The organism is Streptococcus sp. ALY_208, from assembly GCF_058314295.1.
Map to the genome: position 1 here is coordinate 236889 of NZ_JBZFUI010000002.1, position 25694 is coordinate 262582.

General features: G+C 41.2%; 25 protein-coding genes. 5 read left to right on the forward strand and 20 right to left on the reverse strand.

The annotated features are described in order from the left end of the window. Positions 1–128: 128 nt before the first annotated feature. Together AC4HAI_RS03385 and AC4HAI_RS03390 are read left to right on the forward strand one after the other, a co-directional pair. A complete protein-coding gene (locus AC4HAI_RS03385; RefSeq protein WP_491110443.1) occupies positions 129–725 on the forward strand; it encodes a TetR/AcrR family transcriptional regulator in 597 nt (198 codons plus the stop codon). Further along, positions 722–1288, forward strand: a complete 567-nt coding sequence (locus tag AC4HAI_RS03390; RefSeq protein WP_491078926.1) for an NAD(P)H-dependent oxidoreductase — start codon at positions 722–724, stop codon at positions 1286–1288. Before AC4HAI_RS03385 ends, AC4HAI_RS03390 begins: the two co-directional genes overlap by 4 nt. A 26-nt stretch (positions 1289–1314) precedes the next feature. On the opposite strand, the gene AC4HAI_RS03395 is transcribed toward AC4HAI_RS03390, so the two are convergent. The 4 genes from AC4HAI_RS03395 to AC4HAI_RS03410 all read right to left on the reverse strand — a co-directional run bounded on the left by AC4HAI_RS03395 (position 1315) and on the right by AC4HAI_RS03410 (position 6267). Then, positions 1315–2274 carry an aromatic acid exporter family protein gene (locus tag AC4HAI_RS03395; RefSeq protein ID WP_491110444.1) on the reverse strand — a complete coding sequence of 320 codons (960 nt, stop codon included), beginning with the start codon at positions 2272–2274 and terminating at the stop codon, positions 1315–1317. A 109-nt stretch (positions 2275–2383) separates the two neighbouring features. Next, a complete protein-coding gene (gene recR, locus AC4HAI_RS03400; RefSeq protein WP_491078924.1) occupies positions 2384–2980 on the reverse strand; it encodes a recombination mediator RecR in 597 nt (198 codons plus the stop codon). A 170-nt stretch (positions 2981–3150) separates the two neighbouring features. Continuing rightward, positions 3151–5322: a penicillin-binding protein PBP2B gene (gene pbp2b / locus AC4HAI_RS03405; RefSeq protein WP_491110446.1), complete on the reverse strand. Its 2172-nt coding sequence runs from the start codon at positions 5320–5322 to the stop codon at positions 3151–3153. A 249-nt stretch (positions 5323–5571) separates the two neighbouring features. Further along, positions 5572–6267: a phosphoglycerate mutase gene (locus AC4HAI_RS03410; RefSeq protein ID WP_491078922.1), complete on the reverse strand. Its 696-nt coding sequence runs from the start codon at positions 6265–6267 to the stop codon at positions 5572–5574. Positions 6268–6526: 259 nt separating this feature from the next. Between AC4HAI_RS03410 and AC4HAI_RS03415 the strand changes: the two genes are divergently transcribed. Beyond that, positions 6527–7462 carry a dihydroorotate oxidase gene (locus AC4HAI_RS03415; protein ID WP_491110448.1) on the forward strand — a complete coding sequence of 312 codons (936 nt, stop codon included), beginning with the start codon at positions 6527–6529 and terminating at the stop codon, positions 7460–7462. Positions 7463–7596: 134 nt separating this feature from the next. Next, complete coding sequence (locus AC4HAI_RS03420; protein ID WP_491110450.1) at positions 7597–8634, forward strand: oxidoreductase; 1038 nt, start codon at positions 7597–7599, stop codon at positions 8632–8634. A 190-nt stretch (positions 8635–8824) separates the two neighbouring features. Here AC4HAI_RS03420 and AC4HAI_RS03425 read toward each other — a convergent pair whose 3' ends face one another. The 5 genes from AC4HAI_RS03425 to AC4HAI_RS03445 form a co-directional block, all read right to left on the reverse strand. Further along, a complete protein-coding gene (locus tag AC4HAI_RS03425) occupies positions 8825–9007 on the reverse strand; it encodes a hypothetical protein (RefSeq protein WP_491110452.1) in 183 nt (60 codons plus the stop codon). A gap of 71 nt (positions 9008–9078) precedes the next feature. Beyond that, complete coding sequence (locus AC4HAI_RS03430; RefSeq protein ID WP_491078918.1) at positions 9079–9354, reverse strand: HU family DNA-binding protein; 276 nt, start codon at positions 9352–9354, stop codon at positions 9079–9081. Positions 9355–9533: 179 nt separating this feature from the next. Next, a complete protein-coding gene (locus AC4HAI_RS03435) occupies positions 9534–10133 on the reverse strand; it encodes a YpmS family protein (protein WP_491078917.1) in 600 nt (199 codons plus the stop codon). Next, a complete protein-coding gene (locus AC4HAI_RS03440; protein ID WP_491078916.1) occupies positions 10102–10974 on the reverse strand; it encodes an SGNH/GDSL hydrolase family protein in 873 nt (290 codons plus the stop codon). The genes AC4HAI_RS03435 and AC4HAI_RS03440 overlap by 32 nt, the downstream gene beginning before the upstream one ends. After that, positions 10967–11809, reverse strand: coding sequence for a DegV family protein (locus AC4HAI_RS03445; protein WP_491078915.1), 843 nt, complete (start codon positions 11807–11809; stop codon positions 10967–10969). Before AC4HAI_RS03445 ends, AC4HAI_RS03440 begins: the two co-directional genes overlap by 8 nt. Before the next feature lie 446 nt (positions 11810–12255). Between AC4HAI_RS03445 and AC4HAI_RS03450 the strand changes: the two genes are divergently transcribed. After that, the gene (locus AC4HAI_RS03450; protein ID WP_491110454.1) at positions 12256–13827 is read left to right on the forward strand and encodes a putative cross-wall-targeting lipoprotein signal domain-containing protein; all 1572 of its coding nucleotides are present in this window, start codon (positions 12256–12258) and stop codon (positions 13825–13827) included. A 568-nt stretch (positions 13828–14395) separates the two neighbouring features. Here the strand turns inward: AC4HAI_RS03450 and AC4HAI_RS03455 are convergent. The 11 genes from AC4HAI_RS03455 to AC4HAI_RS03505 form a co-directional block, all read right to left on the reverse strand. Continuing rightward, positions 14396–16144, reverse strand: coding sequence for an ABC transporter ATP-binding protein (locus AC4HAI_RS03455; RefSeq protein WP_491078913.1), 1749 nt, complete (start codon positions 16142–16144; stop codon positions 14396–14398). Beyond that, positions 16144–17883, reverse strand: coding sequence for an ABC transporter ATP-binding protein (locus AC4HAI_RS03460; RefSeq protein ID WP_491078912.1), 1740 nt, complete (start codon positions 17881–17883; stop codon positions 16144–16146). The genes AC4HAI_RS03455 and AC4HAI_RS03460 overlap by 1 nt, the downstream gene beginning before the upstream one ends. A gap of 197 nt (positions 17884–18080) precedes the next feature. Next, complete coding sequence (locus AC4HAI_RS03465; protein ID WP_491078911.1) at positions 18081–18596, reverse strand: VanZ family protein; 516 nt, start codon at positions 18594–18596, stop codon at positions 18081–18083. Between the two features lie 19 nt (positions 18597–18615). Next, the gene (gene rlmN / locus AC4HAI_RS03470; protein ID WP_491078910.1) at positions 18616–19710 is read right to left on the reverse strand and encodes a dual-specificity RNA methyltransferase RlmN; all 1095 of its coding nucleotides are present in this window, start codon (positions 19708–19710) and stop codon (positions 18616–18618) included. Between the two features lie 4 nt (positions 19711–19714). Further along, on the reverse strand, positions 19715–20317 hold the full coding sequence (locus AC4HAI_RS03475; RefSeq protein ID WP_491078909.1) for a YutD family protein: 603 nt from the start codon (positions 20315–20317) through the stop codon (positions 19715–19717). 151 nt (positions 20318–20468) lie between these two features. After that, entirely contained in the window at positions 20469–21554 is a 1086-nt protein-coding gene (locus AC4HAI_RS03480) for a SepM family pheromone-processing serine protease (protein ID WP_491078968.1), read from the reverse strand. Between the two features lie 11 nt (positions 21555–21565). Next, positions 21566–22060: a pantetheine-phosphate adenylyltransferase gene (gene coaD, locus AC4HAI_RS03485; protein ID WP_491078908.1), complete on the reverse strand. Its 495-nt coding sequence runs from the start codon at positions 22058–22060 to the stop codon at positions 21566–21568. Then, positions 22050–22589, reverse strand: a complete 540-nt coding sequence (rsmD, locus tag AC4HAI_RS03490; protein ID WP_491078907.1) for a 16S rRNA (guanine(966)-N(2))-methyltransferase RsmD — start codon at positions 22587–22589, stop codon at positions 22050–22052. The genes coaD and rsmD overlap by 11 nt, the downstream gene beginning before the upstream one ends. A 36-nt stretch (positions 22590–22625) precedes the next feature. Then, positions 22626–23714 carry an MmcQ/YjbR family DNA-binding protein gene (locus AC4HAI_RS03495; RefSeq protein ID WP_491078906.1) on the reverse strand — a complete coding sequence of 363 codons (1089 nt, stop codon included), beginning with the start codon at positions 23712–23714 and terminating at the stop codon, positions 22626–22628. A 103-nt stretch (positions 23715–23817) separates the two neighbouring features. Next, the gene (asnA, locus tag AC4HAI_RS03500) at positions 23818–24810 is read right to left on the reverse strand and encodes an aspartate--ammonia ligase (protein WP_491078905.1); all 993 of its coding nucleotides are present in this window, start codon (positions 24808–24810) and stop codon (positions 23818–23820) included. Positions 24811–25151: 341 nt separating this feature from the next. Then, positions 25152–25694: TipC family immunity protein (locus AC4HAI_RS03505; RefSeq protein WP_491110455.1), on the reverse strand; the 543-nt coding region annotated here is incomplete at its 5' end.

Below are 25694 nucleotides of genomic sequence, written 5' to 3' on the forward strand. Positions count from 1 at the left end.
GTTAAGTTACTTAACAATTTAACATATAAATGTCAACTTGGCAAATTCAATTTTTTCTTGACTTCAAAAAGTAGACAGTGTATACTTTTTATAAAAGTGGACGGCGTCTACAAAAAGAAGGGAGATTTATGAAAAGAGATACTCAAACGCTCAAAAAAGCACTGATCACCACTGCTCTTAAGGATATTGAGGAAAACGGCATAGACAACTTATCTATCCGTCAGGTGGCCAAACGCTGCGGAATCACTCACGGTGCGCCCTACCGGCATTTTGGCAGTAAGGAAGGTTACCTCAAAGTGCTGGTGGAAGAAATTTCTGCCTCATTTAGCCAGATCATGATGTCGGGAGTTACTGATGCTGAGTCCAGCCAGGAAAAGCTCCTGGTCATGGGGCAAAATGTCCTTAGATATGCTCAGCAATCCCCGCATTTTTTTGATGTTCTATTTATCAAATTTCCGACGACTTACCTGACCTTCGCAGAGGAGCATATCATAGCTCATGAGTCTTTTCCAGGCTTCACACGCTTTGTAGCGATCGTTCAGACATTGAAGCAGGAAGCAAGCCTTAAAGCATCAGAAAAAGAGATTGCCCTGCATCTATGGAGCTATATTTTGGGATTGGCTATGATTGTCAGATCCGAAGTCAATTCCAAGCTTTCCCAAGATGCAATTTCTGATAATTTATCAGAATTTCTATCCATTTACATCACTGGAGGTCAAGCATGAATATTCTTATCATTACTGCTCATCCTAAGACAACTAGTCTTACACATGCCATTCAAACCAAAATCCAATCAAGTCTGCCAAAAACACATACTATCAAACATGTGGATCTTTATCAGGAAGACTTTAATCCTGTCTTACATTATGATAAGCGACAAGCTATCAAGGACGACCCTGAAATGGCAGTCTATCGCCAAATGATCACCTGGGCTGATGATGTTATCTTTATTTTTCCTATCTGGTGGGGAAGTATGCCAGCTATTCTCAAAGGCTTTATTGATCGTGTCCTTGCTTCTGGCTTCGCTTATTCCTACAAGGGGACACGGCCAGTTGGTCACCTTAAGGGAAAATCCGCTTGGATTATTACAACTCATGATACCCCTAGTTTTATTGCAAAATTCTTTCAGCAAGATTATGGACGCCTCCTTCAGAAACAAGTCCTTGGCATGTGCGGCTTCAAGCCCGTCAAACTCACCAGCTTACCTTATGTTAAAGGAACTTCTAAGGAAAAATTAACCAAAGGCTTGGACAAGATTGGTCTGATGACTGCTAATCGCTACCACTAAAAAATGCGCTATTTAAAGCGCATTTTTTAGTGGTTTTTCCCATAGCTCTCATAAAAATCAACCTTCAACTGGATAAAACGTTCTAAGTCTTGCAATAACTGAAACAAGATAGCTCTCGTTTCAAATTCTTGTCGTGTCTTGGGAAGATCACGCTGACGATACAAGATCAACGTTTCTTGTATCTCTTCTATTAGGGCAAGGGCTGGGTTATCTTGACTGAGTTGTCTAGCTGTCTGCTGAAATAGGTGGGCTAAGATCTGGCTCTCATCTCCATCTAGCTGACCTCGATTGATTGTAGTGGCCATCTGACGCAAAAGGCTATTTTGTTGCTGACGCATCTCAAAGTAGTGGACATGGTAGTTGGTTTGGCTAAATAGCTTATTATGTCTATCTAGATAAACCAAGGTCAAAGCCTCTTCTAGCGTCTCAGCTAGGTCATTGATCAGTCTTGCATCATTGGTTCCGTCACCTTTAAGTAAGAAACTTTCAAACCGATAAAGGATTGCTTTTAGCTGATGCTCGACACGATCACGAAAACTTAAAATTTCTTTTTCTTTTGAGGGCATATAAAGATTGAAAATCAAGGCCCAGCCCACTCCTATAACAAACAGAGCTGTTTCATTGAGCAAGAGGGGAAAACCGATCGATTGCTCTGCTAATAAATGAGTGACAAGGACAGTACTGGGGGCAATTCCTGCAGCTAACTTCCAAGGATAGGCTATCAGCAGGTAAATCAATAAATAAAGAGCAAGGGCATAGAGGGTGTAACCAAGGCTAGCAAAACTTATCATAGCAAGAGCAAAGGCCAGCAGCATGGATAAAAATCGTCTTCCTGCTATCTGGAGCGTTGATCTCCGTGTTTCTAAAACACTTAGAATAGCTATAATACCAGCTGAACTAGCATAAGATAGACCTAGGCAGTTAGCTGTCACAATAGCGAGCAAGGTTGCTAGGGTTACTTTTACAGCACGCTCTAATGTTGTCATAAAACCTCCATATTACGTTAATACCAGATCGTATAAAGTCTTTAAAAGACATAGATAAAGACAATAGAAAATTCGTTAAAAAATGCCCCTTGAGGGCATTTGATAAGACCTATAATTCCGTACGATTTTCAATGGCACGCAGGAGTGTTACTTCGTCGGCATACTCAATATCACTGCCAACCGCCAAGCCACGCGCCAAACGGGTAACCTTGATCCCAGCCGGTTTTAAAATACGTGAAATATACATAGAGGTAGCTTCTCCATCTGCTGTGGCATTAGTAGCTACGATAACCTCATTAATCTCACTGTCCATGAGACGGTTGATCAAGGCTTTGAGGTTAATATCATCAGGGCCAACCCCATTCATGGGAGAAATCAGGCCATGCAAGACATGATAGAGACCGTGGTACTCTTGAATTTTTTCCATAGCCGTCACATCCTTGCTCTCCTCAACCACTAGGAGAACGGAACGATCTCTTTGCTCATCCTGACAGATTGCACAGGGATCTTCATCTGTCAGATTGCCACAAATAGAGCAATAAGTCAGCTCCCGTTTGGCAGCAAGGAGATTTTTCGCAAAGTCATTAACATCCTCATCAGACATACCAATGGTATAAAAAGCTAAGCGTGTAGCGGTTTTGCTTCCGATTCCTGGTAATTTTGAAAAACTGTCAATCAATTTTGCAATAGGTGTTGGATAAAGCATGCTAACCCTTTCTAAAGATAAATGTACAGAAACATGAGAATGAAGATTTTCTAGCAAGATAGGCTTTTTAGTCTGCTAGGGAAATAGCTACTGGAGCATTTAGGAACTCTAACTACAATGAGTTTGGGAAACTTCTCCCAAACTCATTAATATCTATTATTATCATAGCATTATTGTGCTGCTTTTGCACCATAAGTGGATTGATAGAGCTCAAGAACTTCTCTAGCCACATTTTGATGTGCCTTGCTATCTGATTCAAGGACATGAGGATACATAACAGCAACGGCAATTTTTGTACCATCTCCTGCAGTAGCATACGCTACCGTATTCAAATTGTAGGTTGAAACCGTGCTACCATCATCTAATGAAGCAAAAGTTTCAGCTGTTCCTGTCTTTCCAGATACTGTCAAAGCTGAACTTGCTAGCGATTTACCTGTCGCATAACTATCTGAACTGTTGACTACATTATAGAATCCATTTTGAATGACACCCATTTGACCATCGGAGATCCCAACTTTATTGAGTACTTTCTTGTCAATAGACTTGACCTTATCTCCTAGACCGCCCTCGTCATTATTGCCGTAAATAGCAGATACCAGATGAGGGGCTACTCGATTTCCTCCGTTGGCAACCGTTGCCGCATATTGGGCTAATTGCATAGGAGTGTAACTATCAAACTGTCCAAAGGCTTCTGTCAAAACATTCCCTGGCTTATAATCATCGGTTAAATAACCAGATGATTCATTTGGTAGATCAATGCCCGTCTCCTTACCTAATCCATACTCCCCGTAGGTCTTACGCAAGGCCTTCATTGTGTCATCAACACCCTTATCTGTCAGGGTCATTCCTGGGGTATAGGGTTGTCCCATCATCAGTAAGGCCAGCTGAACCATATACGTATTGGAAGAGTATTCTAGGGCTTTTGAAGCTGAGATGGAGCGACTGCCGTCCTCTGTAAACCAAGAGTTAATTGGGTTGGTACCATTAACACTGATCGTTTGGTCAACAAGGACATCATCTCCTTGGATAACACCTGCCTCCCATGCAGCAGATAGGGTTGCTCCCTTGACTACTGATCCTGGTACGAAGACATCAGTTACAGTTCCTAGGGCATCAGATGATAGATCCCCTGTATCTCTATTATGGGATAAACCAGCCATGGATAAAACAGCACCGGTATCAGCATTGAGCGCTACTGCATACATTCCTTCTGAGTACTGTGCATTGCCTGAGGAGATTTCTGAGCCATAGTAGCGCTTCAGAATATTCTCAACTCCTTTTTGATAATTAAGATCCAGAGTTAGCTTTAGGTTGTTCCCCTTACTACCTTTTTCTGTCAGCTTATTGGATACAACATTTCCTTCCTTGTCGACATCTATTTGTGTGGTCGTCCGTGTCCCTTGCAAATCATCTTCGTATTGAGCTTGCAGGTAGGAAGTTCCGACACGGTCGTTAAGCGAGTAACCTTTGGCCAGATATTCATCAGCCTTTTCTTGTGGGAGACCCGTTTCTTCACTAGAGATCGTTCCGATGATATCCTTTAGGGATTCAGAAGAGGTGGTAATACTCTGATTCCAGTCCGTTGCCACGCTGATCCCTTGCAAATCATCCTTATGCGCTTCGAGGTAATCAATCTGTGAAGCACTGAGATCCCCTGTCGTCAAATAAACCGTACTAAAGTTGCTGGCTGAGTTCATCTGGCTATAGATAAAGGCTTGCTTCAACTCGTCCTTGTTGTAGGAGAGGGTACTCTTAGGTACAGCTGCAACAGCATTTTTATAGATAACGGATTCTTCTAGCTCATTTCCAAAAGTATCCTGTTTCTTGTTTTTGGGAAGGTTATCAACGATCTCCTGATAGTGCTTAGAATCCGCCAAATAAAAATCTCTCTTTTGGCGATCACTGACATTGGTATGAGTGAGATTAATTTCTTTGGAGAGTTTCTTTGTAATCCTAAGCAGGTCATCTGAGGTCGCTTTATTGCTACGGGTGAAGGCAACAACTTTTTTCTTTTCATTATCGACCAAGGGCTTGCCCTTGGCATCATAGATTTGACCACGCTCCGACGATTGACGCACAATATAAGTCGTCTGCTCATGGAGCTTATCAGCATAAAATTGGTGCTTAGAAACTTGCATATAGGCCAGACGACTAATCAAGACTGTTAATAAAATAAGAACAATCGAGAAAATGATATAAAGACGGCTCGTTAAGCTGGAGAGGAAACCAGCTTGGTGGACTCTTTTCTTGGTGATACGAGCCAGCTTATGCCCAGAAGCCCCTGTCTTATCCTTATCATCCTTGTCGTCCGCTTTGGGACCAAATGACTTTAAAAAATCCATATTTCCCTCTTTTCCATATTATAATACCTTATTATTCTACCATAATTTACCTCAAAAACTGTGACAAAGCTAAAAGGATTTCCTTGGAAGTTTTTTCTAGCAGCTGGTGGTTTGTAAAAGAGCTCAGGACCTAAAATTCCCAAGCTCTTGTTTTTTAATTATTAAATATACAAGCGAGAGAAGGACTTGCTGAGCAATCAAATCCCTCAGATTATTGATTGCCGTCCTACTCTCGTAACTTCCCTCAAATTATTTATCTTCAAGGTAGTATTCCTTAACAAGGTTAAGGTTATCATCAAATTCAAATACCAATGGTGGAAAGTTTGGAATTTCAACATCCATAATTTCATCATCTGATAATTGTTTGATGTGTTTCACAAGGGCGCGGATTGAGTTACCGTGTGCACCAACGAAAACATTTTTACCATCTTTAAGGGCTGGAGCAATTTTATCTTCCCAGAATGGAAGGGCACGTTCCAAAGTCACTTTCAAGTTTTCAGCATCAGGGATTACTGAGTCATCAAGTGAAGCATAGCGACGATCGGTGTGCGCTGAATGTTCGTCATCTTTGGCCATGTCTGGTGGCAATACATCATAAGAACGGCGCCAGATATGAACTTGCTCGTCACCCCATTTTTCAGCAGCTTCAGCCTTGTTTTGACCAGTCAAGCCACCATAGTGACGTTCGTTCAAACGCCAAGATTTTTCAACCGGAACCCAAAGTTGATCAGATGCTTCAAGGGCAAGGTTAGTTGTCTTGATCGCACGTTTCAATACTGATGTAAAGGCAAGGTCAAACTCGATACCTGCTGCTTTGATCAGCTTACCAGCGTCGATTGCTTGTTGTGTCCCTTTATCTGAAAGATCAACGTCTGCCCAACCAGTGAAGAGGTTAGCTTTGTTCCATTCTGACTCACCGTGGCGAGCAAAAACCAATTTTACCATTCGTCATGTCTCCTTTAAAAATGGACTCTTATTGAGTCAAATTTCGTTACGGTTTTACACCATTACTTCTTCATTTTACAAGAAATCTTTGAAAAAATCCAGTCTAATCTCAAGTCCTTAAGAAGAATGGATAATTGCTTTAAATAACGAACGCCATCCGAGCTTCACTCTGATAATATTCGTTTTACGTTGAAAATTCTTTAGATAAATAGTAAAATGGTGGCAGTTATAGGTTAGTTTCTGTCTGAAAGGAGACATTATGGTATCAACTGCTACACAGATTGCTGATTTTTCATTCGATAACTGCTTAATGAATGCAGCAGGTGTCTATTGCATGACCAAAGAAGAATTGGAGGCTATCGAAAGATCTGCTGCAGGTTCTTTTGTGACAAAGACTGGAACTCTGGAACCTCGCCAGGGTAATCCTGAGCCTCGCTACGCAGATCTCCCTCTAGGATCTATCAACTCGATGGGATTGCCAAATAAGGGGTATCGCTATTATCTTGACTTAGTTACCCAACTACAAAATGAGGCAGGAAGTAAGAATCATTTCTTATCTGTTGTTGGTTTGAGCCAGGAAGAGACTCATACTATTCTCAAAGCTATCCAAGCCAGTGACTACCAAGGACTCGTTGAACTCAATCTTTCCTGCCCCAATGTCCCTGGCAAACCACAGATTGCCTATGATTTTGAAACAACCAACCAAATTCTGTCTGATGTTTTCACTTATTACAGTAAACCATTGGGTATTAAACTGCCTCCTTACTTTGATATTGCTCATTTTGACCAAGCTGCAGCGATTTTTAATCAATTTCCACTTAGCTTCGTTAACTGTGTCAACTCTATTGGAAATGGTCTCTTTGTGCAAGATGAAACCGTCCTTATCAAGCCTAAAAATGGCTTTGGAGGCTTAGGGGGGGATTATATCAAGCCGACTGCCTTGGCTAATGTTCATGCTTTTTACCAACGTCTTAAGCCCTCTATCCAAATTATCGGAACTGGTGGCGTCAAAAATGGTCAGGATGCATTTGAGCATATTTTATGCGGGGCTAGTATGGTTCAGATCGGTACCGCCTTGCAAAAGGAAGGACCCAACATTTTTGAGCGTGTGACACGTGAGCTACAAGACATTATGGAGGATAAGGGCTATCAAACCATCGAAGACTTTCGAGGCAAGCTCCGCTATATCAATTAACCTAGTTCAAATCTGTCCTAGCACAGATTTTTTTAATAATTTTTAGCCATATTTCTGCTATAATAATCCCGAAAATAGCGATCTAAGCTCTTCATTATTGGCTTAGAGAAACTCTAGCTTATAGGAGGAAGTCAATGTCAAAACTACTCTCACCTGCACATGTGGCGGGATTGGATCTTAAAAATCGTGTGGTCATGCCACCGATGTGTATGTATGTCGTTGATAAGGAGGATGGTATGGTCACCTCCTTTCATCACGCCCACTATGGGGCAAGGGCTATCGGACAAGTAGGGCTCATCATCTTGGAAGCGACAGCTGTTGAACCCGATGGCCGACTAACCAATAAAGATTTGGGGATTTGGAGCGATGACCATATCCCTGGACTTAAGCGCTTGGTTGATCAGCTCCATGCCTTAGGTGCAAAGGTTGGTGTTCAGCTCGGACATGGCGGCCGCAAGTCCAAAGATGCTCACATCAAAAAAGCTCCTTCTGCCATCGCCTATAATGATGATTATGGTATTCCACATGAACTCTCCCATCAAGAGATTGCAGACGTTCAACACGCTTTCTGCGCTGCTGCCAAGCGTGCTCAAGCAGCTGGTTTTGACATGATCGAGCTCCACGGGGCTCATGGTTATTTGATCAATCAGTTCTTAGAGCCGCAGAGCAATCAACGTCAAGATCATTATGGAGGTAGCTTGGAGAATCGCTATCGCTTTTTAGGAGAAATGTTGCCAGAGATCAAAGCGAACTTTCAAGGAGCTATCTGGACACGTTTGTCCATGACTGCCTACGATGATTCTGGACTTCAAAATACAATTCAAGACTGGCAGATGATCGGAAAATGGCTGGAAAATGATGGCGTGGACTGCCTCGATATCTCCACCGGTGGTCTCAGAGATATTCGTCCTAATATTCCTATCTACGGGGGCTATCAGGCTGACTATACGAGACAGATGAAGGAAGCTGTCTCTATACCTGTCACTGCTGTGGGTCTCCTGAATGCACCAGAACTTGGGGAATACCTCTTGCAAACTCATCAAGCTGATCTCATCGAAGTGGGACGAGGGCTAATCCGCAATCCAAATTGGCCTGCTTATGCTGCGGAACTCCTTCACGATCATGACTTTACAGTCTATAATAACTCTTACAAGAGAGGTCAAATGCGTTAAAAACTCGTTTCGATACAAGAAAGGGTCTGGAATGTTATTCCAGACCCTTTTGTATCATTCAAAATTTACCAAATGGGCGCAGTGTTTGGGAGTAAGATTTGTTGTGTCTATGCCAAGAAGTTTTAACCTTGCACACAGCTCATTAGGTACTTTAGCAACAATGAAGCACTGCTAGTCTTCAAATGATTCATCAGAAGTCGCCATCCTCCTGGTCTTCATCTTCTTCCTCATCAAATTCACGATCAAACTGATCTTTCTCCTCTGGAGTCATCTCTGATGATGCTAAAAGATTAAAAATAGCTTTGAGGATAAAGAATTTGGTAACAGCATAGACAAAAAGAATCAGAAGGATAATCCAGACTATATTTTTCATAAATATTCTTTACTCATTAGTTGATAAATAAAGACTGGAAATAACTTCCAGTCTTTTCTTGTTTGTCCAAATTATTTAACTGCGTCTTTAAGTGCTTTACCAGCTTTGAATGCAGGTACTTTTGAAGCAGCGATTGCAATTTCAGCACCAGTTTGTGGGTTGCGACCCTTACGAGCTGCACGTTCACGAACTTCAAAGTTACCAAAACCGATCAATTGAACTTTTTCACCTTTTGCAAGGAACTCTTCAATAGAAGCAAATACAGCATCTACAGCTGCTGCTGAATCTTTCTTAGTCAATTCTGTTGCTTCAGCAACCTTTGCAATCAAATCTTGTTTATTAGCCATTTACTAATCCTCCAAAAATTATTAAGCCTTATTATTAAAGGCTTTAACACAACCTATCATATCTAATTTTCCTTATTAGGTCAAGTGTAAAGGAATATTTTGACTTATTTTTATTGAACAAATTATTTTTAGGATAAAATTATTCTTAAAATAATCAAGAGGCCCCTAGAGGCCTCTGTTTAACTCTTCTTATAAATATCAAAGTTGAGGTGATTATTGACCAAATCTAACTCAGTGGCCTTCACATAAATATCAGCCTCGTTTTTAAGTTTAGGTAGGTTGAGAATGATCGTCGTCTTTTTAGCATTAATCTCAACAAAATCAGGGAAGTCGTAGCTAGCAGCAATGACTTTTAGAACATCCTTTTTGGGAAGAGAGAGGCTACCAGCCGACACCGAAGATACTTCCAGCTGGATACTGCCATCATTCAGGACCACTGGAGTGAAGTAGATTTCTAAAGGAATGTCGTAGCCTAGAACTTTATAGCTGCCTTTAAAGACAATATCGCTAGATGTTGCTGAAAAGGTATACTGGTTGTTCTTGCCTTGGTACTCTTCAAAATAAGAAGCAACAGTCTCATTAAACTCATCTCTGGATGAGGTGAAAGTGCCTACTTTGACATCATTTTTACTGACAAAGGTCTTGTGCTCCTGAGTCAATCCACCATTTAGGGGACCTAGGCGTAGCATAACGATCGCTAGAAAAGCAACATTTAAGGCTAAAAGGGTTAGAAAGGCCCATTTCCACTTACTTGTTTTTCCATTGATTTTTGGTTCCATTTACTTCCTCCAAAATAGCGTTGGCCATGATTTGATAGCCAGTGTTATTGGGATGAAAATGATCTCCCTCAAATAGAACATCATTTTCAACAATCTTATCTTTATCTTTTGATGATGATGAAGTATCTGAGCTAGACTGACTGGACTCACTCACACCTTGCTTACCGTCTAATCCCTTATAAAGCAGGTCATTAATAGGAACAAAATAGACACGATCATATTCCCGAGTCACACTTTCAGTCCCCTTGTTCCAATTGTCTATGACATCCTGCATCTCAGTCAATTCTGGAAAATTGATATAGAAGGGATTGTATATTCCTACAATATAAATTGGCAGATCTGGGTTATCTTTTCTAGCTAGTTTTATAATATCTCGGACATTATTTTGATAGGTTTTTGCTGGTTTATTAAAGGTATCTACTTGTAGATCCTCAAAATGGTCTTTTAGCACATGAATGACATCATTACCTCCGACAGTAAGGGTCATCATATCTGCTGATGCCATATCTTTTTGGATATCCGACTTGGTCTTCATCCGCTTGAGAATCTGCTGGCTAGTATTTCCAGCAATTCCATAATTGGTTTCCGTAACTTGATAAGGATAGCGTTGCTCTAATTGTCTAGCTAAGATAGGGACAAAGCCACCTTGTTTACTCGTGTCTCCCACACCTTCCGTCAAGGAATCACCAATTGCTACATAAGAAAAAGAAGTTGTTTTCTTAGCCCTATCATTGTCTAGTGCAGCACTATTTTTCGCCCTGGGTAAGAGCAGATTGATAATAAGAGCAAAAATAATAAGGCAGCTAATAAAATATCCGATTGAAATCCAACGTCTATGCATAGTGTATCATGATTGCAAAGGCACCCTCACCCGTATGGGTTTGAATAATAGATCCCGTTTCAGCTACGGTGATCTTTTCACTATCAATCAAGCCTTGCAACTTCTCCTTTACTTGATAAGCCCAGTCAGATTTTCCGGCATAAGAAATACCAATTTCCTTAATAGGACGATCTTGGGCTTGCACGATAAAACTATCCAACCATTTGACAAAGGTCTTTTGTCCTCTACCTTTGACAACAGGAACTAGTGAAGCATCTTTGAATTGCATGATGACACGGATATTCAGCAGAGAGGAAAGCAGCCCTGATACCCGTCCAATACGTCCACCTTTGACAAGATTTTCAAGGGTGGAAACCCCAATAAAGAGCTCTGAATTTTTACGGACCTCTTCGATTTTAGCAAGGATTGTTTCAAGATCAGCACCATCTTTTGCTAATCTAGCTGCCTGGACAACCTGATGCATCATAGACTGATCCGTGAAATCAGAGTCTAAAACGGTAACATCTACTCCAGCTATAGCAGCTCCCTGTCTAGCTGCTTCTACTGTGCCAGAAAGACTATGGGTAATATGAATGGAAACAATGTGGTCAGCTCCTTGCTGTACGAGTTCTTCATAAACTTCTGCAAAAACACCAACCGGAGGTTGACTGGTCTTTGGAATTTCTTTACTCGCTTTCATGAGCGATAAAAATTTTCCCTCTTCCTTTAAATCAGTATCCTTATAGATGACACCATCAATCATCACCGTCAGTGGAACGATTGTGATATCCAAATCTTCGGCTAATTTAGGATCTATTGTGATCGATGAATCGGTAACAATCTTAATAGTTTTCATATCTTTTTTCCTAGTTTTCTATACTTTTATAACGACTATTTTATTATATCAGAAACTTAAATAATTTGCGTCAATAGTCTGCAATTACTACTAGCTAGTATTTTAAGGCGGCACTGACTTTTGAAGATTTTTTAACCTTTAATCTATCCTTTAGAGTAGCTTCTTTCTTTTTCACTCTAAAATGAATGATTGCAATCTCGTCAAATAGTTTTATCAAAATGTAACTAAAATGAAAAGTTGAACTTTTTTTCTCCTAATTTTGGTCCCTTCATCAAAAATAATGGCAAAGAATCCTTATCTTTTTTAGGGTCTTATCTCATTTATCATCTTTAGCACTTTGTCTTATTTTATTAATACTGGCAAAAGTTAGAAAATGGGTAGTAGGCATTCGAACCAATCTATGGTATTATTACTCAGTCAGAAAAAATATTTAGATAGGAATTACTATGCAAACGAACACATTTAGCAAACGTAAAACCAAAACTGCTGGCCTTTGCGGAGCCATCCTTGCTACTGCAACACTTGCTGTCGGACTTTCTTCGACAGTACAGGCCGATCAAAATTCTAAAACTACTCAAGCTACGTCGAGCCAAAAAGCTCCGACCTTTACTGTAGATACACAGACTGTTCAAGCACCTGCTGCTTCTAGTAATCAGTCTACAACAGCGGCTACACCAGCCCAAGAACCAACAACTACTCCAGTCGCTAGGCCACAAATGTCTTCAGCGACAGTAGCCGCTCCTACTGCAACAGCTGTTCCAGCGCAATCATCCGCTGCTAGTCCTGCTGAGCAGCAGGTTGCTCAACCTGTTCAATCTGCCAATGTTACTGTGACTAAGCCAGCTACTGCTGCTAGTACAGTAGCTTCTACTAAACCAGCAAATACAACTGAAATTGGTAAGGTGGACTACGACAAGACATTGTCATCGGCTCAAAAAATCGCACCAGTTACTGACATTACTTATAGCGGTAATGCAGATGAATACATCACTGTTGAAAACCCTGGGCAAGCTTACAAACCTAATGCTGAAAACATTACAAAATACCTCAACGAGTACCTGACAGAACTTCGTAACATTAATGGTATTAATGTGCCAGTGCCTGAAGCTAATGATCTCATGAAAGATTTTGCTCAGTCTCGTGCTAATGAGGAAGCTAGTGAAAATGATGGCATTGATCACACAACTAAGTCAGAGTTCCCATCTAGTGTAAAAATTTACTCTGAGAATGGGCATGAAGACACGCTCAGCTCTATCGCTCCGCAAAATGGGGCTGGTCAGACTCTAGGGTCAGACAAGGCAACAGCTTACTACTTAGCTCTTAACTGGTTCGCTGACTACTTCAACATTATGAGCGGTGACGATGGCAAGTCTGCATTTGGTCATGCTATCAGTATTCTTTCTAACAGTGGTGAAGGGATGTCTCTTGGGGTCGCTACCAATTCTGCAGAGACAAGTAACTTCTATGCTATGCTTGAAATCGGTAGCAATACAGATGTTCGTAATGAAGATGGCTTTACCGCTACACAGGATGCTAACGGCAACTATGTCCTCAATTACAATGGTCAAAAGGTAAAATTCTTGCCTAAAACGACCTTCCACTATGTGACACCTTCTTCTGCTAATGCTGAAGTGGCAGCTAATAATAACAGACCGGCCAATAACAATAATAATGCGGCGGCTAATAATACACCTGCCAAGGCAAACACACCAGCTAGGGAGAATACACCTGCTGCAGGAGATCAGAACCAAAATCCTGCGAATGCTAATCAAGCAGATCAAGAACGAATCCCAGTTAGTCAAGGTGAGGGAGATCCTTCTGGTCTTTCTCCATATTACACAGCTACTGCTTCATCTAAAGAAACTGTTGCTAAGCAAACTGCTACAGCATCAGGTGAGAAGCAAGATGGGCAACTTCCAGAAACTGGGGATGCTGAAGTTCGAGCAGGTATTACTTTAGGGGCTACTTTTGTTCTAGTTGGACTTGGTCTTGCTTTCAAACGTAAAAGTGAAGATTAATCATCAAATTTTTAAAAGCAACTCAGAATTTTTCTTCTGAGCTGCTTTTTTTCGTTATTGAGGCTTGCCTCTTATGCAAATAAAAAATCTCTCTAGTTAAGAAGAGCTAGGGAGATTTTCGATTTTCTAAACTTAAGGTAAAATGAAGCACACGCCTTGGTGATCACGTCGAATGGTCCTATGGGACTTAATGCAGTTGCTCGCAACTTATTTCTGATTACCTCGAATAGTCCTATAGGACTTAATGTAGTTGCTTGCAACTTATGTCTGATTACCTCGAATAGTCCTATGGGACTTAATGCAGTTGCTCGCAACTTATGTCTGATTACCTCGAATAGTCCTATGGGACTTAATGCAGTTGCTCGCAACTTATGTCTGACTACCTCGAATAGTCCTATGGGACTTAATGCAGTTGCTCGCAACTTATGTCTGATCACCTCGAATAGTCCTATAGGACTTTATGTCGTTGCTCGCAACTTATTTCTGATCAGCTCGAATAGTCCTATAGGACTTTATGTAGTTGCTCACAACTGATTTCTGATTACCTCGAATAGTCCTATGTATGGGACTATTCGAGCATTCCAGCTTGGAGTTGATACATTTTGTGATAAGTGCCTTGTTGGGCTAGGAGTTCTTCATGCGTTCCACTTTCGATAATGTGTCCTTTATCAAGAACATAAATACAGTTGGCATCTTGAATCGTTGATAAGCGATGGGCAATAGCGATTGTTGTCCGTCCTTTACGCATTTTTTTGAGAGAGGCTTGGATAACATCTTCCGTTTCGGAGTCAATATTGGCAGTTGCTTCATCAAGGATCAAAATCTTAGGCTGACTGGCCACTGTTCTAGCAAAAGCTAGAAGCTGGCGCTGACCAGTCGAGTAGGTAGAGCCGCGTTCCGTTACAGGCTCGTCATAGCCTTGTGGTAGTTGTTCTATAAAGTCGGCTGCATCGACAAACTCAGCTGCTTCTGCAACTTCTTCATCACTAATGTTTTGGTACATACGGATATTGGATTTGATGGTTCCATGATAGAGGAAGGGATCTTGAAGGACCAAGCCTACTGATTGGCGCAAGACTTCTTGTGGATACTGACGAATATCTTTTCCATCCAGTAGGATTTGGCCAGACTGAAACTCGTAGAAGCGCATGAGAACATTGATAATCGAAGATTTACCAGATCCAGTCGATCCAACGAAAGCGATTGTTTCTCCTTTATTGACTGTAAAACTAATATTATCGAGAATCTTGGTCTTGCCATCATAAGAGAAATTAACATTTTTAAATTCTATGTTGCCTTCCTCAACCTTGATATCATGCTCATCCTGCTGAGGTTCGTAATCCGTGCGATCAATTAACATGAATATACGACCAGCTGAGACCATTGACGTTTGTAAGGTTGAAAAGTTTTGAGTGACTGAGATCAAGGGATCAAAAAGTCTATTAATGTACTGAATGAAGGCATACATAAGACCAGCAGTAATCCCAAAGATATTCCAGGTTAATCCAAAGTAAGTCATCAAGACAGCGTATCCCAAGAGCTTAAGCAAGGACATGGCTGGGCGTAAAAAGATAGAGTCCAAGAGAACGGATTTATTGGCATAGGCAAGGTGTTCTTGGTTGATCGTATCAAATTCATCCTTAAGGCGGTCTTCTTGACGAAAGGCTTGAATGACACGGATCCCCTCTATAGATTCTGAGAGCTTGGTATTAATGTCACTCAATTTACTACGAGTCGAGGCAATGACAGTGACGGATTTTTTCCGATAAAGATTGACCAGCAGAATAATTAGGGGTAAAAATAGGACAACTAACACGGTCAAACGGACATCCAAAACAATCATGGTATAGAGAGTTGTCACAAAGATAAAAATGGCTGATATAAAACTAGCTAGTATCCCTGAAAACATCTCACTGATCGATTCAGTATCATTCGTTAGGCGTGAGACGATCGAGCCAGCCGGTGTTTGGTCAAAATACGACATACCTAGCCGCTGAACATTATCAAAAGCATCCTGACGAATGTCTCGTACAATACTGTAAGCTACCTTGGAGAAGAGGTAGTTCCCTACGTAAGAAAAAATCATCTGGCAAACATAGAGCATAAAGTAGCCAACTAGGATCAGCAAAGCTGTCTGAGTGATATTTTGGATATAGTGATCAATGAAGTAACGTGCGACTAGGGGAATAATGGTTTGCACTACTGTCGTCAACAATAAGAAAGCTAGGGCCAAGACGGTCAGCCACTTGTAGGCTTTAAGGTAGCCCATAAGACGTTTGAAAACAAGCCTTTGGCTCATTTGTTCTTGTGTGTCCATCAATACTCTCCTTCCATTTCAAGCTGTTGGGACTCATAGGTACGCGCATACCAGCCCCCTTGAGCTAGCAACTCTTCATGGGTACCACGTTCCATAATTTTCCCTTGATTCATAACCAAGATCAAATCACTGTGTACAACTGCACTCAGACGGTGGGCAGTAATGATCGTCGTCTTGTCTTGGCGGTTATTTTTAAGATTATCTACTATAGCATGCTCTGTTCTGGCATCCACGGCTGACAAGGAATCATCCAAGATCAAGACCTCGGGGTCCATAATCATAGCACGTGCCATAGCAATGCGCTGCTTTTGCCCACCGGATAATGAAACACCTTTTTCACCGATCAAGGTCTTAAATCCTTCTGGCATAGCAAGGATATCATCATAGACTTGGGCCAATTTTGCTGCTGCTTCTACCTGCTCTATGGTTAAGTTAGGATTGGAGAAGCGAATATTTTCTAAAATACTCATGGCAAAAAGAAACTGATCTTGTGGTACATAGCCAATTAAGCTGCGGAGATCATCTAATTTATAGTCTTTAATATTATGACCATCTAAGGCAATCTGTCCCTTGTCTACATCATACTGGCGTAGGAGTAATTTAATCAAGGTTGTCTTACCAGATCCAGTCTGGCCTACAATTCCAAGGGTCTGTCCTTTTTTCAAAGTGAAGTGAATATCTTCAAGACCAGCATCGTCATCGCCCTCATAGATAAACTGATCAATAGCATAGCTAATATCCCCATTTTTTATAGTTTCCAGCGGATGCTCAGCTTCTAGGACATCGCTTTCTTGCGCCAGAAGCTCAGAAATACGTGAATAAGAGACATTTCCACGCTGGCTGATATTAAAGAGGAAGCCAATAGCCTGAAGGGGCCATACCAACATATCTAAATATGTGATGAAGGTTACTAGACTTCCGACTGTTACACGACCAGCTGAGATCATATAAGCCCCTACCAGTAGCGTCAAGACATAACTAGCTCCAACAAAGAGGTTGGTCACTGGGGTGAACATGCTATTGTAACGCATGCTGACTAGATTTTTCTGGAAAGTCCGCTCATTGGTTTGGGCAAAACTTTTTGACTCGTCTGATTGGTAACCAAAGGACTTGGTCACTTTGATACCTGAAACACTCTCTTGGACCTTATTATTGAGATCCGAAAAGGCTGCCTGAGCTTCCTTGAAGGACTCGTGATTCTTATGTCCTAGACGGCTGGTTGCAAAGGCCATAAGGGGTAAAGGAATAATAGCGACTAGAGTCATCTGCCAAGAAATAGTGAAAAACATAGTAATCAGCGTCACCAAGGCTGTGATAGAAGCGTCCACGGCGGACATTACCCCACCACCAGCAAGCATCTGAAGGGCATTAATATCATTGGTTGCATGGGCCATCAGGTCACCCGTTCGATATTTTTGGAAAAAAGAGGGGGACATCTTTGTAAAATGCTCAAACAAACGTGCCCGCATGATCCGTCCTAGTCTTTGAGCTGTTCCTAGGAGATAAACACGCCAAATCAATCGCAAGATATACATGGCAAAGGCAGCAGCTAAGAGGATGATTAATTTGACAAATAGAGTCGCAGCCGTCAAATTTTTAGCGTCAATGGAGTCAATCACCTCTCCCATCACCATGGGTGGGATCAAGTTGAGGACACTGACAAGACTCAAAGCGATAATTCCTATGAGGTAGCGGCGTTTTTCTTGACGGAAAAACCACCAAAGTTTCTTGATAATCACAAACGTTTCCTTTCTTCTATAGGGCTTGTATTTTCTCAGGGTCAATCCCCGATCTTTCAAGACTAGTGAATCATCTTGTTATAGTACTAGCAAGACCTGATAAGCACTCACAAAGAGGCTGGACCTGCTGTTCCAACCTCTTTATCTGAGTATCTTATTCTAAACACATCAGTCCTGCTGTCATTATAGTCAGGACTTCAGGTTTGTTTGCTAGCCATTTTTAACAAGAGTAATTTTAGCACAGGTAGCAGCCAAAGAGCAACTAATCCGCCTAGAGTATTGAAAATCAGATCATCAACCTCAAACACACGATTAAATCCCAATGTTAGATCTAAGACAATCTGAATGAGTTCAATACTGAGGCTCATTAAAAAGCTCCATTTGAGAACTAAAATAGGTTTAGTCAAATTGGGATATAGGACTAGTAGTCCTAACCAAACTGGTGTTAGTAAAAAAAGGTTACTAATATTTTGACCAATGACCCAAAACAAGGCTTTAAATGTTACCAAGCGTCCAATATTAAAAAAAGAATTGAAGGGAACTAAGAGAACAGGGACACGACCGATGTAAATAATATTTGGAGTCGTGACATCCTTGATCACATAATACTGGGGTGAAAAACACAGATAGCAAAGACAGCAAATATATGCTATTAAAAGACCTACGACGATCTGCCTTCCCAGTCCTGTTAGCTGAGGTTTGTCATTTCTCATCTTTTTCACATTACAAGCCCTAATTGACCGCAGCCATAGCCTTTTGGCGATCACGCTTCATGGTATTTGAACGCAGCTGGCCACAAGCTGCATCAATGTCTGTACCGTGTTCTTGACGTACCACACAGTTAACGCCGTTTTTCTTAAGGACATCGTAGAAAGCATCGACACGCTCCTTGGTCGAGCGACTATACTGATCATGTTCTGATACTGGATTGTAAGGGATCAGGTTAATATAAGACAGCTTGCGAATATTTTTAGTCAGGTCAGCTAGTTCTTGAGCATTTTCAGGAGAATCATTGACTTCATTGAGCATAATATACTCGAAAGTCACACGTCGATTGGTTGTTTCAATATAATATTCAATAGCATCAAACAGTTTTTCCAAAGGGAATGAGCGGTTGATGCGCATGATACTTGAGCGAAGCCCATTATTGGGTGCATGTAAGGATACCGCTAGATTAACCTGAATCCCTTCATCAGCAAACTCACGAATTTTATGAGCCAGACCGGATGTTGACACTGTGATATGTCGAGCTCCAATAGCCAGACCATGATCGTCATTAATAGTGCGTAAGAAACGCATCACATTATCATAGTTATCAAAAGGTTCACCGATTCCCATGACAACGACATGGCTAACACGATCTCCTTCGCCACGATCATCCAAGTATTTTTGCACCAGCATAATCTGGGCTGTAATTTCACCATTAGTCAAGTCACGCTGCTTTTTAATCAAACCACTGGCACAGAAGGTGCAGCCAATATTGCAGCCAACTTGAGTTGTCACACAGACAGATAGCCCATAGTGCTGCCGCATTAAAACAGTCTCGATCAACATCCCATCAGGTAATTCAAAGAGATATTTGATGGTACCGTCTGCTGATTCTTGGACAATACGCTGCTTGAGAGGATTAAATTCAAAATTATCCTTTAGTAGGCTGATGAGATCCTTTGAAATATTAGTCATATCCTCAAACGATTGTACTCGTTTTTTGTAGAGCCAGTCCCAAATTTGTTTGGCACGAAAGGCTTTTTCACCCTGAGCTATTGTCCATTCGATCAACTGCTCTCTGGTCATCTCATAAATGGATGGTTTTAGTGTTGCTGTCATCTAACTACTCCTTCTTTCTTATGGTAAAGTGTTGCTGCTCACTAGGCTTATTAGTCTTGATTTTCTTTTTTGCCTTGGGTTGCTTAGCAGAGGACTTGGTATTCTTAGCATTGACTTGATTAGACTTTAGGCGATGGCTAGGTGCTTCTTTATTTTTACGTCTAAAACCTTCTCTTTTAGCCTCTGCCTCTTTCTTTCTCGGTTGTTTATGATAGTTTCCTTTAGCTCTACCAGATCTGTCTGATTCAGATTTAGGAAGACGTGGCTCTGGATTTTCTAAAATAAAATAAGCACAGCCAAAATTACAATATTCCTTGAGGTAGTCATCTAAACGGCTGATTTTCCATTGAGCAATCTTGGTGCGATCATCCTTGTAAAAGCCTGTCAATCTTAGCTCATCGCTCGAGCGATCTCCCAAAATATAGTCATATTTTAACAAGATCTCTGAATAGCGCTGTTGGAATTTTTCGAGATCAAAGGCTTCTCTATAATTTTCCAGTAGGGTAAAGGACAGGTCATCCGCAACAATCTCTTGTCCGATCACCTGAAATGTCGGTCCTGGAAATTTATTGTAATTATACATTTCAGGTGCAATCTCGCGTCTCATTCCCTGCCATCCTTTCTTCTATTAAAACTTATTTCCTTAAGCATTCGCTTTATCATTATACACTATTTCTAGAGAGATAGAAACTTTCCATCTAAGCAAAACAGTCTGAGCACCTATCATCTCAGACTGTTTTTTTATTTCTTGTTAAGTATTAGCGCTCCAGGTAATCAATAGCATCCTGGGCTGTTTTGACAGGAACGATGGTCATATCAGATCCAATGTCCTTAGCTGTTTTCTTAGCCTCTTGGTAATTATTTCCATTAGGGTAGTAAGATTTTTCTTCTTTTTTTATAGGATTATCAGGCACAAAGAAAACTTCGGCACCCGCATCATTTGCTGCAACAACTTTTTGCGCCACACCACCGATATCACCGACTGTACCATCCAGCTCAATCGTTCCAGTACCAGCAATTTTGCGACCTTTAAGCAAATCTTCCTTGACCAGCTGGTCATAGATAGATAGAGTAAACATCAAGCCTGCACTAGGACCACCGACACCCTCGGTACTGAATTTAATATCTTCTTTGGTCTCAACTTCGGTATGGTCTGTCAGAGAAATACCAATACCATTTTTCCCATTGGCTAGTTTGATAACCTTACCTGTTGCTGTTTTTTTCTTCCCTTGACGGGTGAACTGTACGCTGACAGAGGTGTCTCGTTGGAGACTTTTGACATAATTCATCAATTCTTTTGAGCTCTTGAAGGTTTTATTGTTAACCCCTGTTACGGTATCAGAAATTTCTAACTTATCTTTAAAAGTAGAATCATCGGTCAAGCCTAGCACATAAACGCCTTTATAGGCCATTTTGACATCTTTCCCAGATAGTTTGAGTGCCTGATAAATGGCAGTGTTCTGTGAGTTTTCCATATAGTACTGGTTCATCAGTTCATACTCTTTACTGCTAGCACCGCCTGTCATTTGCTCCTCGGGGACTACCTCATAGTGATCATTAAAAGATGCCATCAATAACTGAAAAGGGGTTCCTCTGCTGACACCGACTGCGACAAAATTATAGGAACCATCCGCATTATTAGACTTGCCATTTACGGTTAGAACATCTTTGATATTATAAGCTCCACCTGGCGCTTCCACGTAGTAGGGTAAAGGAAGGGCAAAAAACGCAATGACGGATACAATCCAAAGAATTATCCCACCACCTAGGAACCATGCCCAGTGGCGCCTAAAAAAGCCTTGCTTTTTATATTCGACGTGTTGGTTGACTATTGGTAGAGGCATTTGCTCCATAATTAATTCTTTCCTTTCTCTATTTCCAAAACAACGCTCTTAGGGACATAAGCGCTAATGTCAGCTCCGAAGTGGATCAATTCACGAATACGTGTTGAGCTGATTTGAGTCAAAGATGGTTGGCTAGCTAAATAAATAGTTTCAATCTCAGGTGCCAAGTCATGATTGAAGTAATCCATACTAGTCTCATAGGTTAGATCCATACCATTGCGCAATCCTCTAACCAAGGTCCTTGCACCAACTTCCCTAGCGACATCTACTGTCAACTGACTGTGAGAGGTCATAACAGTGACCTTACCAAGGCTATTGTATTCAGCCAGAGCTGCTTCCAGCATGGCCTTACGGCGCTCAATGGGAAAGAAGCCTGGTTTTTCTTGATTATAAAAGATACCGACATAGAGCTGATCAAAGAGCCGACTCGCACGTATAATCAAATCCATGTGTCCCTTGGTAACAGGATCAAATGATCCAGTCAGTAATCCAATCTTATTTGACATAGACAGTCACCTTGCTAATTCCATAGGATTTTTGTTTCCAGATAGCTAGATCTGCAATTTGTTCTGGTAGTTGAACCTGCTTATCCGTCTCGCAGACTACTCTAACATCATCGCTGAGCAGGTCCAATGCCTGCAGGGTCTGGATATTTTGAACGACTGCTTCCTTAGCATAAGGAGGATCCAGTAAGACCAGGTCAAACTGGCCGGTCAGTCGATCCAGCACCTGTTTGGCATCGCCTTTAATTAAGTGGAACTGACTCTCGGCTTTGGTCATTTTGATATTGGCTTGGATAATAGCTTGAGCCCTACGATCTTTTTCGACTAGGATAGCCTCACTCATGCCACGAGAGATAGCCTCAATTGACAAGCCACCGCTTCCTGCAAACAGGTCTAAAACACGACCACCATCAAAGTAAGGACCGATCATGCTGTAGATGGCTCCTCTCACTTTGTCTGAGGTTGGTCGTGTCGTCTTGCCTTCAAGTGTCCTTAAGGGACGCCCACCAAATTCTCCTGCTATAATTCTCATAGACTTCATTATAGCAAAATTTTAAAGAGCTGTTTACTATTTTTCTGGTGGATTTTTTGAGGGAAGGTAGGGCAATAGTGCATCTGCTAAAGTCTTGGTTGCTCGTCTGGGGCCTCTGACAGCCTTGATTCCTGCTGCCTTGAGATCATCAAAAGAAAATAATTGATCTTCAAAGGTTACCAATCGCTGGATCCTCATAAGACTCTTAATCCTTGCTTGCTCGCCATCATTCCTATCGGGAATATTGACCTCTAAGACTTGGCAGGCATAGCGAAGTGACTTGACTGGTGCTGTCATGTAGATAAAAATCCAATCACCTGTCTTTATCCCTGCTTTCTGTGTCCAGAGCAGGCTGTCAGATAGAGCAAAGGCCTTATCGATATCATAGTATTTAGGATTGGCTGGAATGATCCAATAGTCTGGACCTGTCTCAGGCCGATAAGACTTGGGACCTACCAGTTGTCGACTCTTTTCGACGAGTTCGAAGACCAGATCATCCGCTAGGGTTCCATCTAAAATAATAGAAATCCAACTCTTTTTATTCATATGATAGCTGGGATAGATGCCATCTAAGGCCAGGAGGCCTTCTAGCTTTTCTTTATCAATTTTAATATTGAGGACTTCGACAGTTTTATGGCCGCCAGAGTGCTCCGGTAATAATTTCTCAATAGGAAGGGGAAAAATCAAAGCATACCACTTGTGGTTGTCCGGATGCCGATAAGAGCTATACTGCGGATACTTTTCAAAAGGGTGATCATAATCATCTCCATAAGTCTGATCTAAGAATCTCGCCAAGTGATTGGTCTGGTCAAAAACAAAAGGGCTTTTATCAAAACATTGGTCAGCTATGGTCCTTAAAAATTGACCGTAAGCTGCTTTGACTTGGCCAATATAACTGCCGCTGGCGGTCGGTACTTGAATAGCTAGATAAGGTTCGCCAAGATCCTGATCAAGAAGTTGTCCTTTCACCTGACCATCTGCTGTCACCCACAGCTTAGCTAGAAATTCCCCATCCATGATAGTCTCCTGATAGGTGTAAGTCGTTTTCTCCTGTTTAAATCCAAAAGCTAACAATTTAGCTATATTAGGTTTATACTTTTCAAAAAAATTATCCTCAAAAGCCATCCCTATCCCATCTCCTTTTTAGATATTGTACCAAAAAAGTCTGGGACCAAAGTCCAGACTCGTTAGTATGATTCTAGAATTACTAGATTGATGCAGTGGTTGATTATAAGATATTATCAAATTCTTCACGCACTGCTTGGGGCCAAACACTCGATTGGACTTCGCCAATGTGTTTTTTTCTAAGCAGGAACATGGCCATGCGAGACTGTCCAATACCTCCACCAATCGTTAAAGGGAAGAGACCGTTTAACAATGTTTTGTGCCACTCAAGTTCAAGACGATCTTGATCACCAGTAATCTCTACTTGACGTTTGAGAGATTCCTCATCGACACGGATCCCCATAGACGAGAGTTCAAAAGCGTGTCCAAGCGCTTCATTCCATACTAGAATATCTCCATTAAGTCCGTGATAACCATTTTCTGTCTCACTGGTCCAGTCATCATAATCAGGCGCACGTCCATCATGACGCTCGCCATTTGGAAGCTCTCCGCCAATACCGATTAAAAAGACAGCTCCGTACTCTTTAGTGATGGCATCCTCACGCTCTTTTGCTGTCATATCAGGATACTTCTCTACCAGATCTTCTGTATGGATAAAGGTGATTTTTTTAGGTAGAATGGCATCTATATCAAATCTAGCTTCTACTGCTAGCTCAGTCAAGCGAATCGCCTTATAGACCTTTTCAACTGTTTCTTTAAGATAATCAAGATTGCGATGGCCGTCCGGAATGACTTTTTCCCAGTCCCACTGGTCCACATAGACAGAGTGAATCTGATCTAGAGAATCCTCATCTGGACGTAGAGCCTTCATATGGACAAAGAGCCCTTCGCCTTCATTGAAACCAAAGCGTGCTAGGGTATGGCGCTTCCACTTGGCCAGAGAATGAACGACTTCATAAGTTTCATCTGGAATTTTGAGGACATTTACCCGAACAGGATTTTCTACACCACTCAAATTGTCTTGCATTCCATCTCCCACACGACTTAAAATAGGGCCTTGAACCTCAACGATATCAAGTTTATCAATCAGATACTGTGTGAAAGTATTCTTGACAAATGAAATCTCCTGCTGCTGGTGAATGAAGCTTTTTTTCATAAAACACTCCTCCTCAAATGATATTACTGGTCTCTAGATCTCAAACAAGAATAAAAATGATGGGGCAGCAAGAAGAAAGGATGGACGAATCCTTGTCTTCTGCTTTTCCTATTTCAAATCTTTTTCTTTGGATACCTATTAAGGCTTACCAGTATTACTTAATAAAACTCATCAGATACTTTAATGAGTGAATTCATTATAGACCATTCTTTTGAAAATTCCAATGATTTTTCAAAATTATTGCTTAATTATTCGCTTTCTTACATTATTACTTTTATAGGAGGGGCATTATTTGATAGAAAACTATAATTTATCAACAGTTTCTTTAACTCAGTTCATTTTCAATCTTCTTTTACCATCACGGAGCTAATCTTAACATCACCCCAATTTTTTTCTGAAAAGTGACTCTTAGTATCTTTTGCACCTATCCATGCTCGGATAACCGTACGCCCTAGAATATCTCTAGTCTGCCTTTGAAAGTCTTTTACTGTCAGTCCTTTGTCTGTAAGTGCTTGTTGAAAATCGCTCTTTGTGCCACCATCCATGATCGTAAGAGTCTGCGATAAGGTTTGAGTCTTTTTGAAATACTCAAAAACAACCTGTACCTCCAGCTTGTCTGTCAACTGGTAATAACAAAAGATAGATATCGGCTCTTCATCAGATTCTTTATGCACTATTACCCTTACGTAAGTGACAGCTGCTGGTAAAGCACTATTTTCTCCTGTTTCATTACTGGCTGAATAAAAATATAAATCAGGTGGAACACCATTGTCTTCCAAAAAGCCCTCTCTATAGGAAACTTCCCCACCAAGATTTTCCGCCAATGTCCCATTAGGACGTTTTTGTAAATTCTGAGCCATCTCATCAAAAACATTATCGTAGTG

Coding starts and splice junctions, on each gene's coding strand:
- AC4HAI_RS03385 (WP_491110443.1), top strand. CDS start 129: ATGAAAAGAGATACTCAAACGCTCAAAAAAGCACTGATCACCACTGCT.
- AC4HAI_RS03390 (WP_491078926.1), top strand. CDS start 722: ATGAATATTCTTATCATTACTGCTCATCCTAAGACAACTAGTCTTACA.
- AC4HAI_RS03395 (WP_491110444.1), bottom strand. CDS start 2,274: ATGACAACATTAGAGCGTGCTGTAAAAGTAACCCTAGCAACCTTGCTC.
- recR (WP_491078924.1), bottom strand. CDS start 2,980: ATGCTTTATCCAACACCTATTGCAAAATTGATTGACAGTTTTTCAAAA.
- pbp2b (WP_491110446.1), bottom strand. CDS start 5,322: ATGGATTTTTTAAAGTCATTTGGTCCCAAAGCGGACGACAAGGATGAT.
- AC4HAI_RS03410 (WP_491078922.1), bottom strand. CDS start 6,267: ATGGTAAAATTGGTTTTTGCTCGCCACGGTGAGTCAGAATGGAACAAA.
- AC4HAI_RS03415 (WP_491110448.1), top strand. CDS start 6,527: ATGGTATCAACTGCTACACAGATTGCTGATTTTTCATTCGATAACTGC.
- AC4HAI_RS03420 (WP_491110450.1), top strand. CDS start 7,597: ATGTCAAAACTACTCTCACCTGCACATGTGGCGGGATTGGATCTTAAA.
- AC4HAI_RS03425 (WP_491110452.1), bottom strand. CDS start 9,007: ATGAAAAATATAGTCTGGATTATCCTTCTGATTCTTTTTGTCTATGCT.
- AC4HAI_RS03430 (WP_491078918.1), bottom strand. CDS start 9,354: ATGGCTAATAAACAAGATTTGATTGCAAAGGTTGCTGAAGCAACAGAA.
- AC4HAI_RS03435 (WP_491078917.1), bottom strand. CDS start 10,133: ATGGAACCAAAAATCAATGGAAAAACAAGTAAGTGGAAATGGGCCTTT.
- AC4HAI_RS03440 (WP_491078916.1), bottom strand. CDS start 10,974: ATGCATAGACGTTGGATTTCAATCGGATATTTTATTAGCTGCCTTATT.
- AC4HAI_RS03445 (WP_491078915.1), bottom strand. CDS start 11,809: ATGAAAACTATTAAGATTGTTACCGATTCATCGATCACAATAGATCCT.
- AC4HAI_RS03450 (WP_491110454.1), top strand. CDS start 12,256: ATGCAAACGAACACATTTAGCAAACGTAAAACCAAAACTGCTGGCCTT.
- AC4HAI_RS03455 (WP_491078913.1), bottom strand. CDS start 16,144: ATGGACACACAAGAACAAATGAGCCAAAGGCTTGTTTTCAAACGTCTT.
- AC4HAI_RS03465 (WP_491078911.1), bottom strand. CDS start 18,596: ATGAGAAATGACAAACCTCAGCTAACAGGACTGGGAAGGCAGATCGTC.
- rlmN (WP_491078910.1), bottom strand. CDS start 19,710: ATGACAGCAACACTAAAACCATCCATTTATGAGATGACCAGAGAGCAG.
- AC4HAI_RS03475 (WP_491078909.1), bottom strand. CDS start 20,317: ATGAGACGCGAGATTGCACCTGAAATGTATAATTACAATAAATTTCCA.
- AC4HAI_RS03480 (WP_491078968.1), bottom strand. CDS start 21,554: ATGCCTCTACCAATAGTCAACCAACACGTCGAATATAAAAAGCAAGGC.
- coaD (WP_491078908.1), bottom strand. CDS start 22,060: ATGTCAAATAAGATTGGATTACTGACTGGATCATTTGATCCTGTTACC.
- rsmD (WP_491078907.1), bottom strand. CDS start 22,589: ATGAGAATTATAGCAGGAGAATTTGGTGGGCGTCCCTTAAGGACACTT.
- AC4HAI_RS03495 (WP_491078906.1), bottom strand. CDS start 23,714: ATGGCTTTTGAGGATAATTTTTTTGAAAAGTATAAACCTAATATAGCT.
- asnA (WP_491078905.1), bottom strand. CDS start 24,810: ATGAAAAAAAGCTTCATTCACCAGCAGCAGGAGATTTCATTTGTCAAG.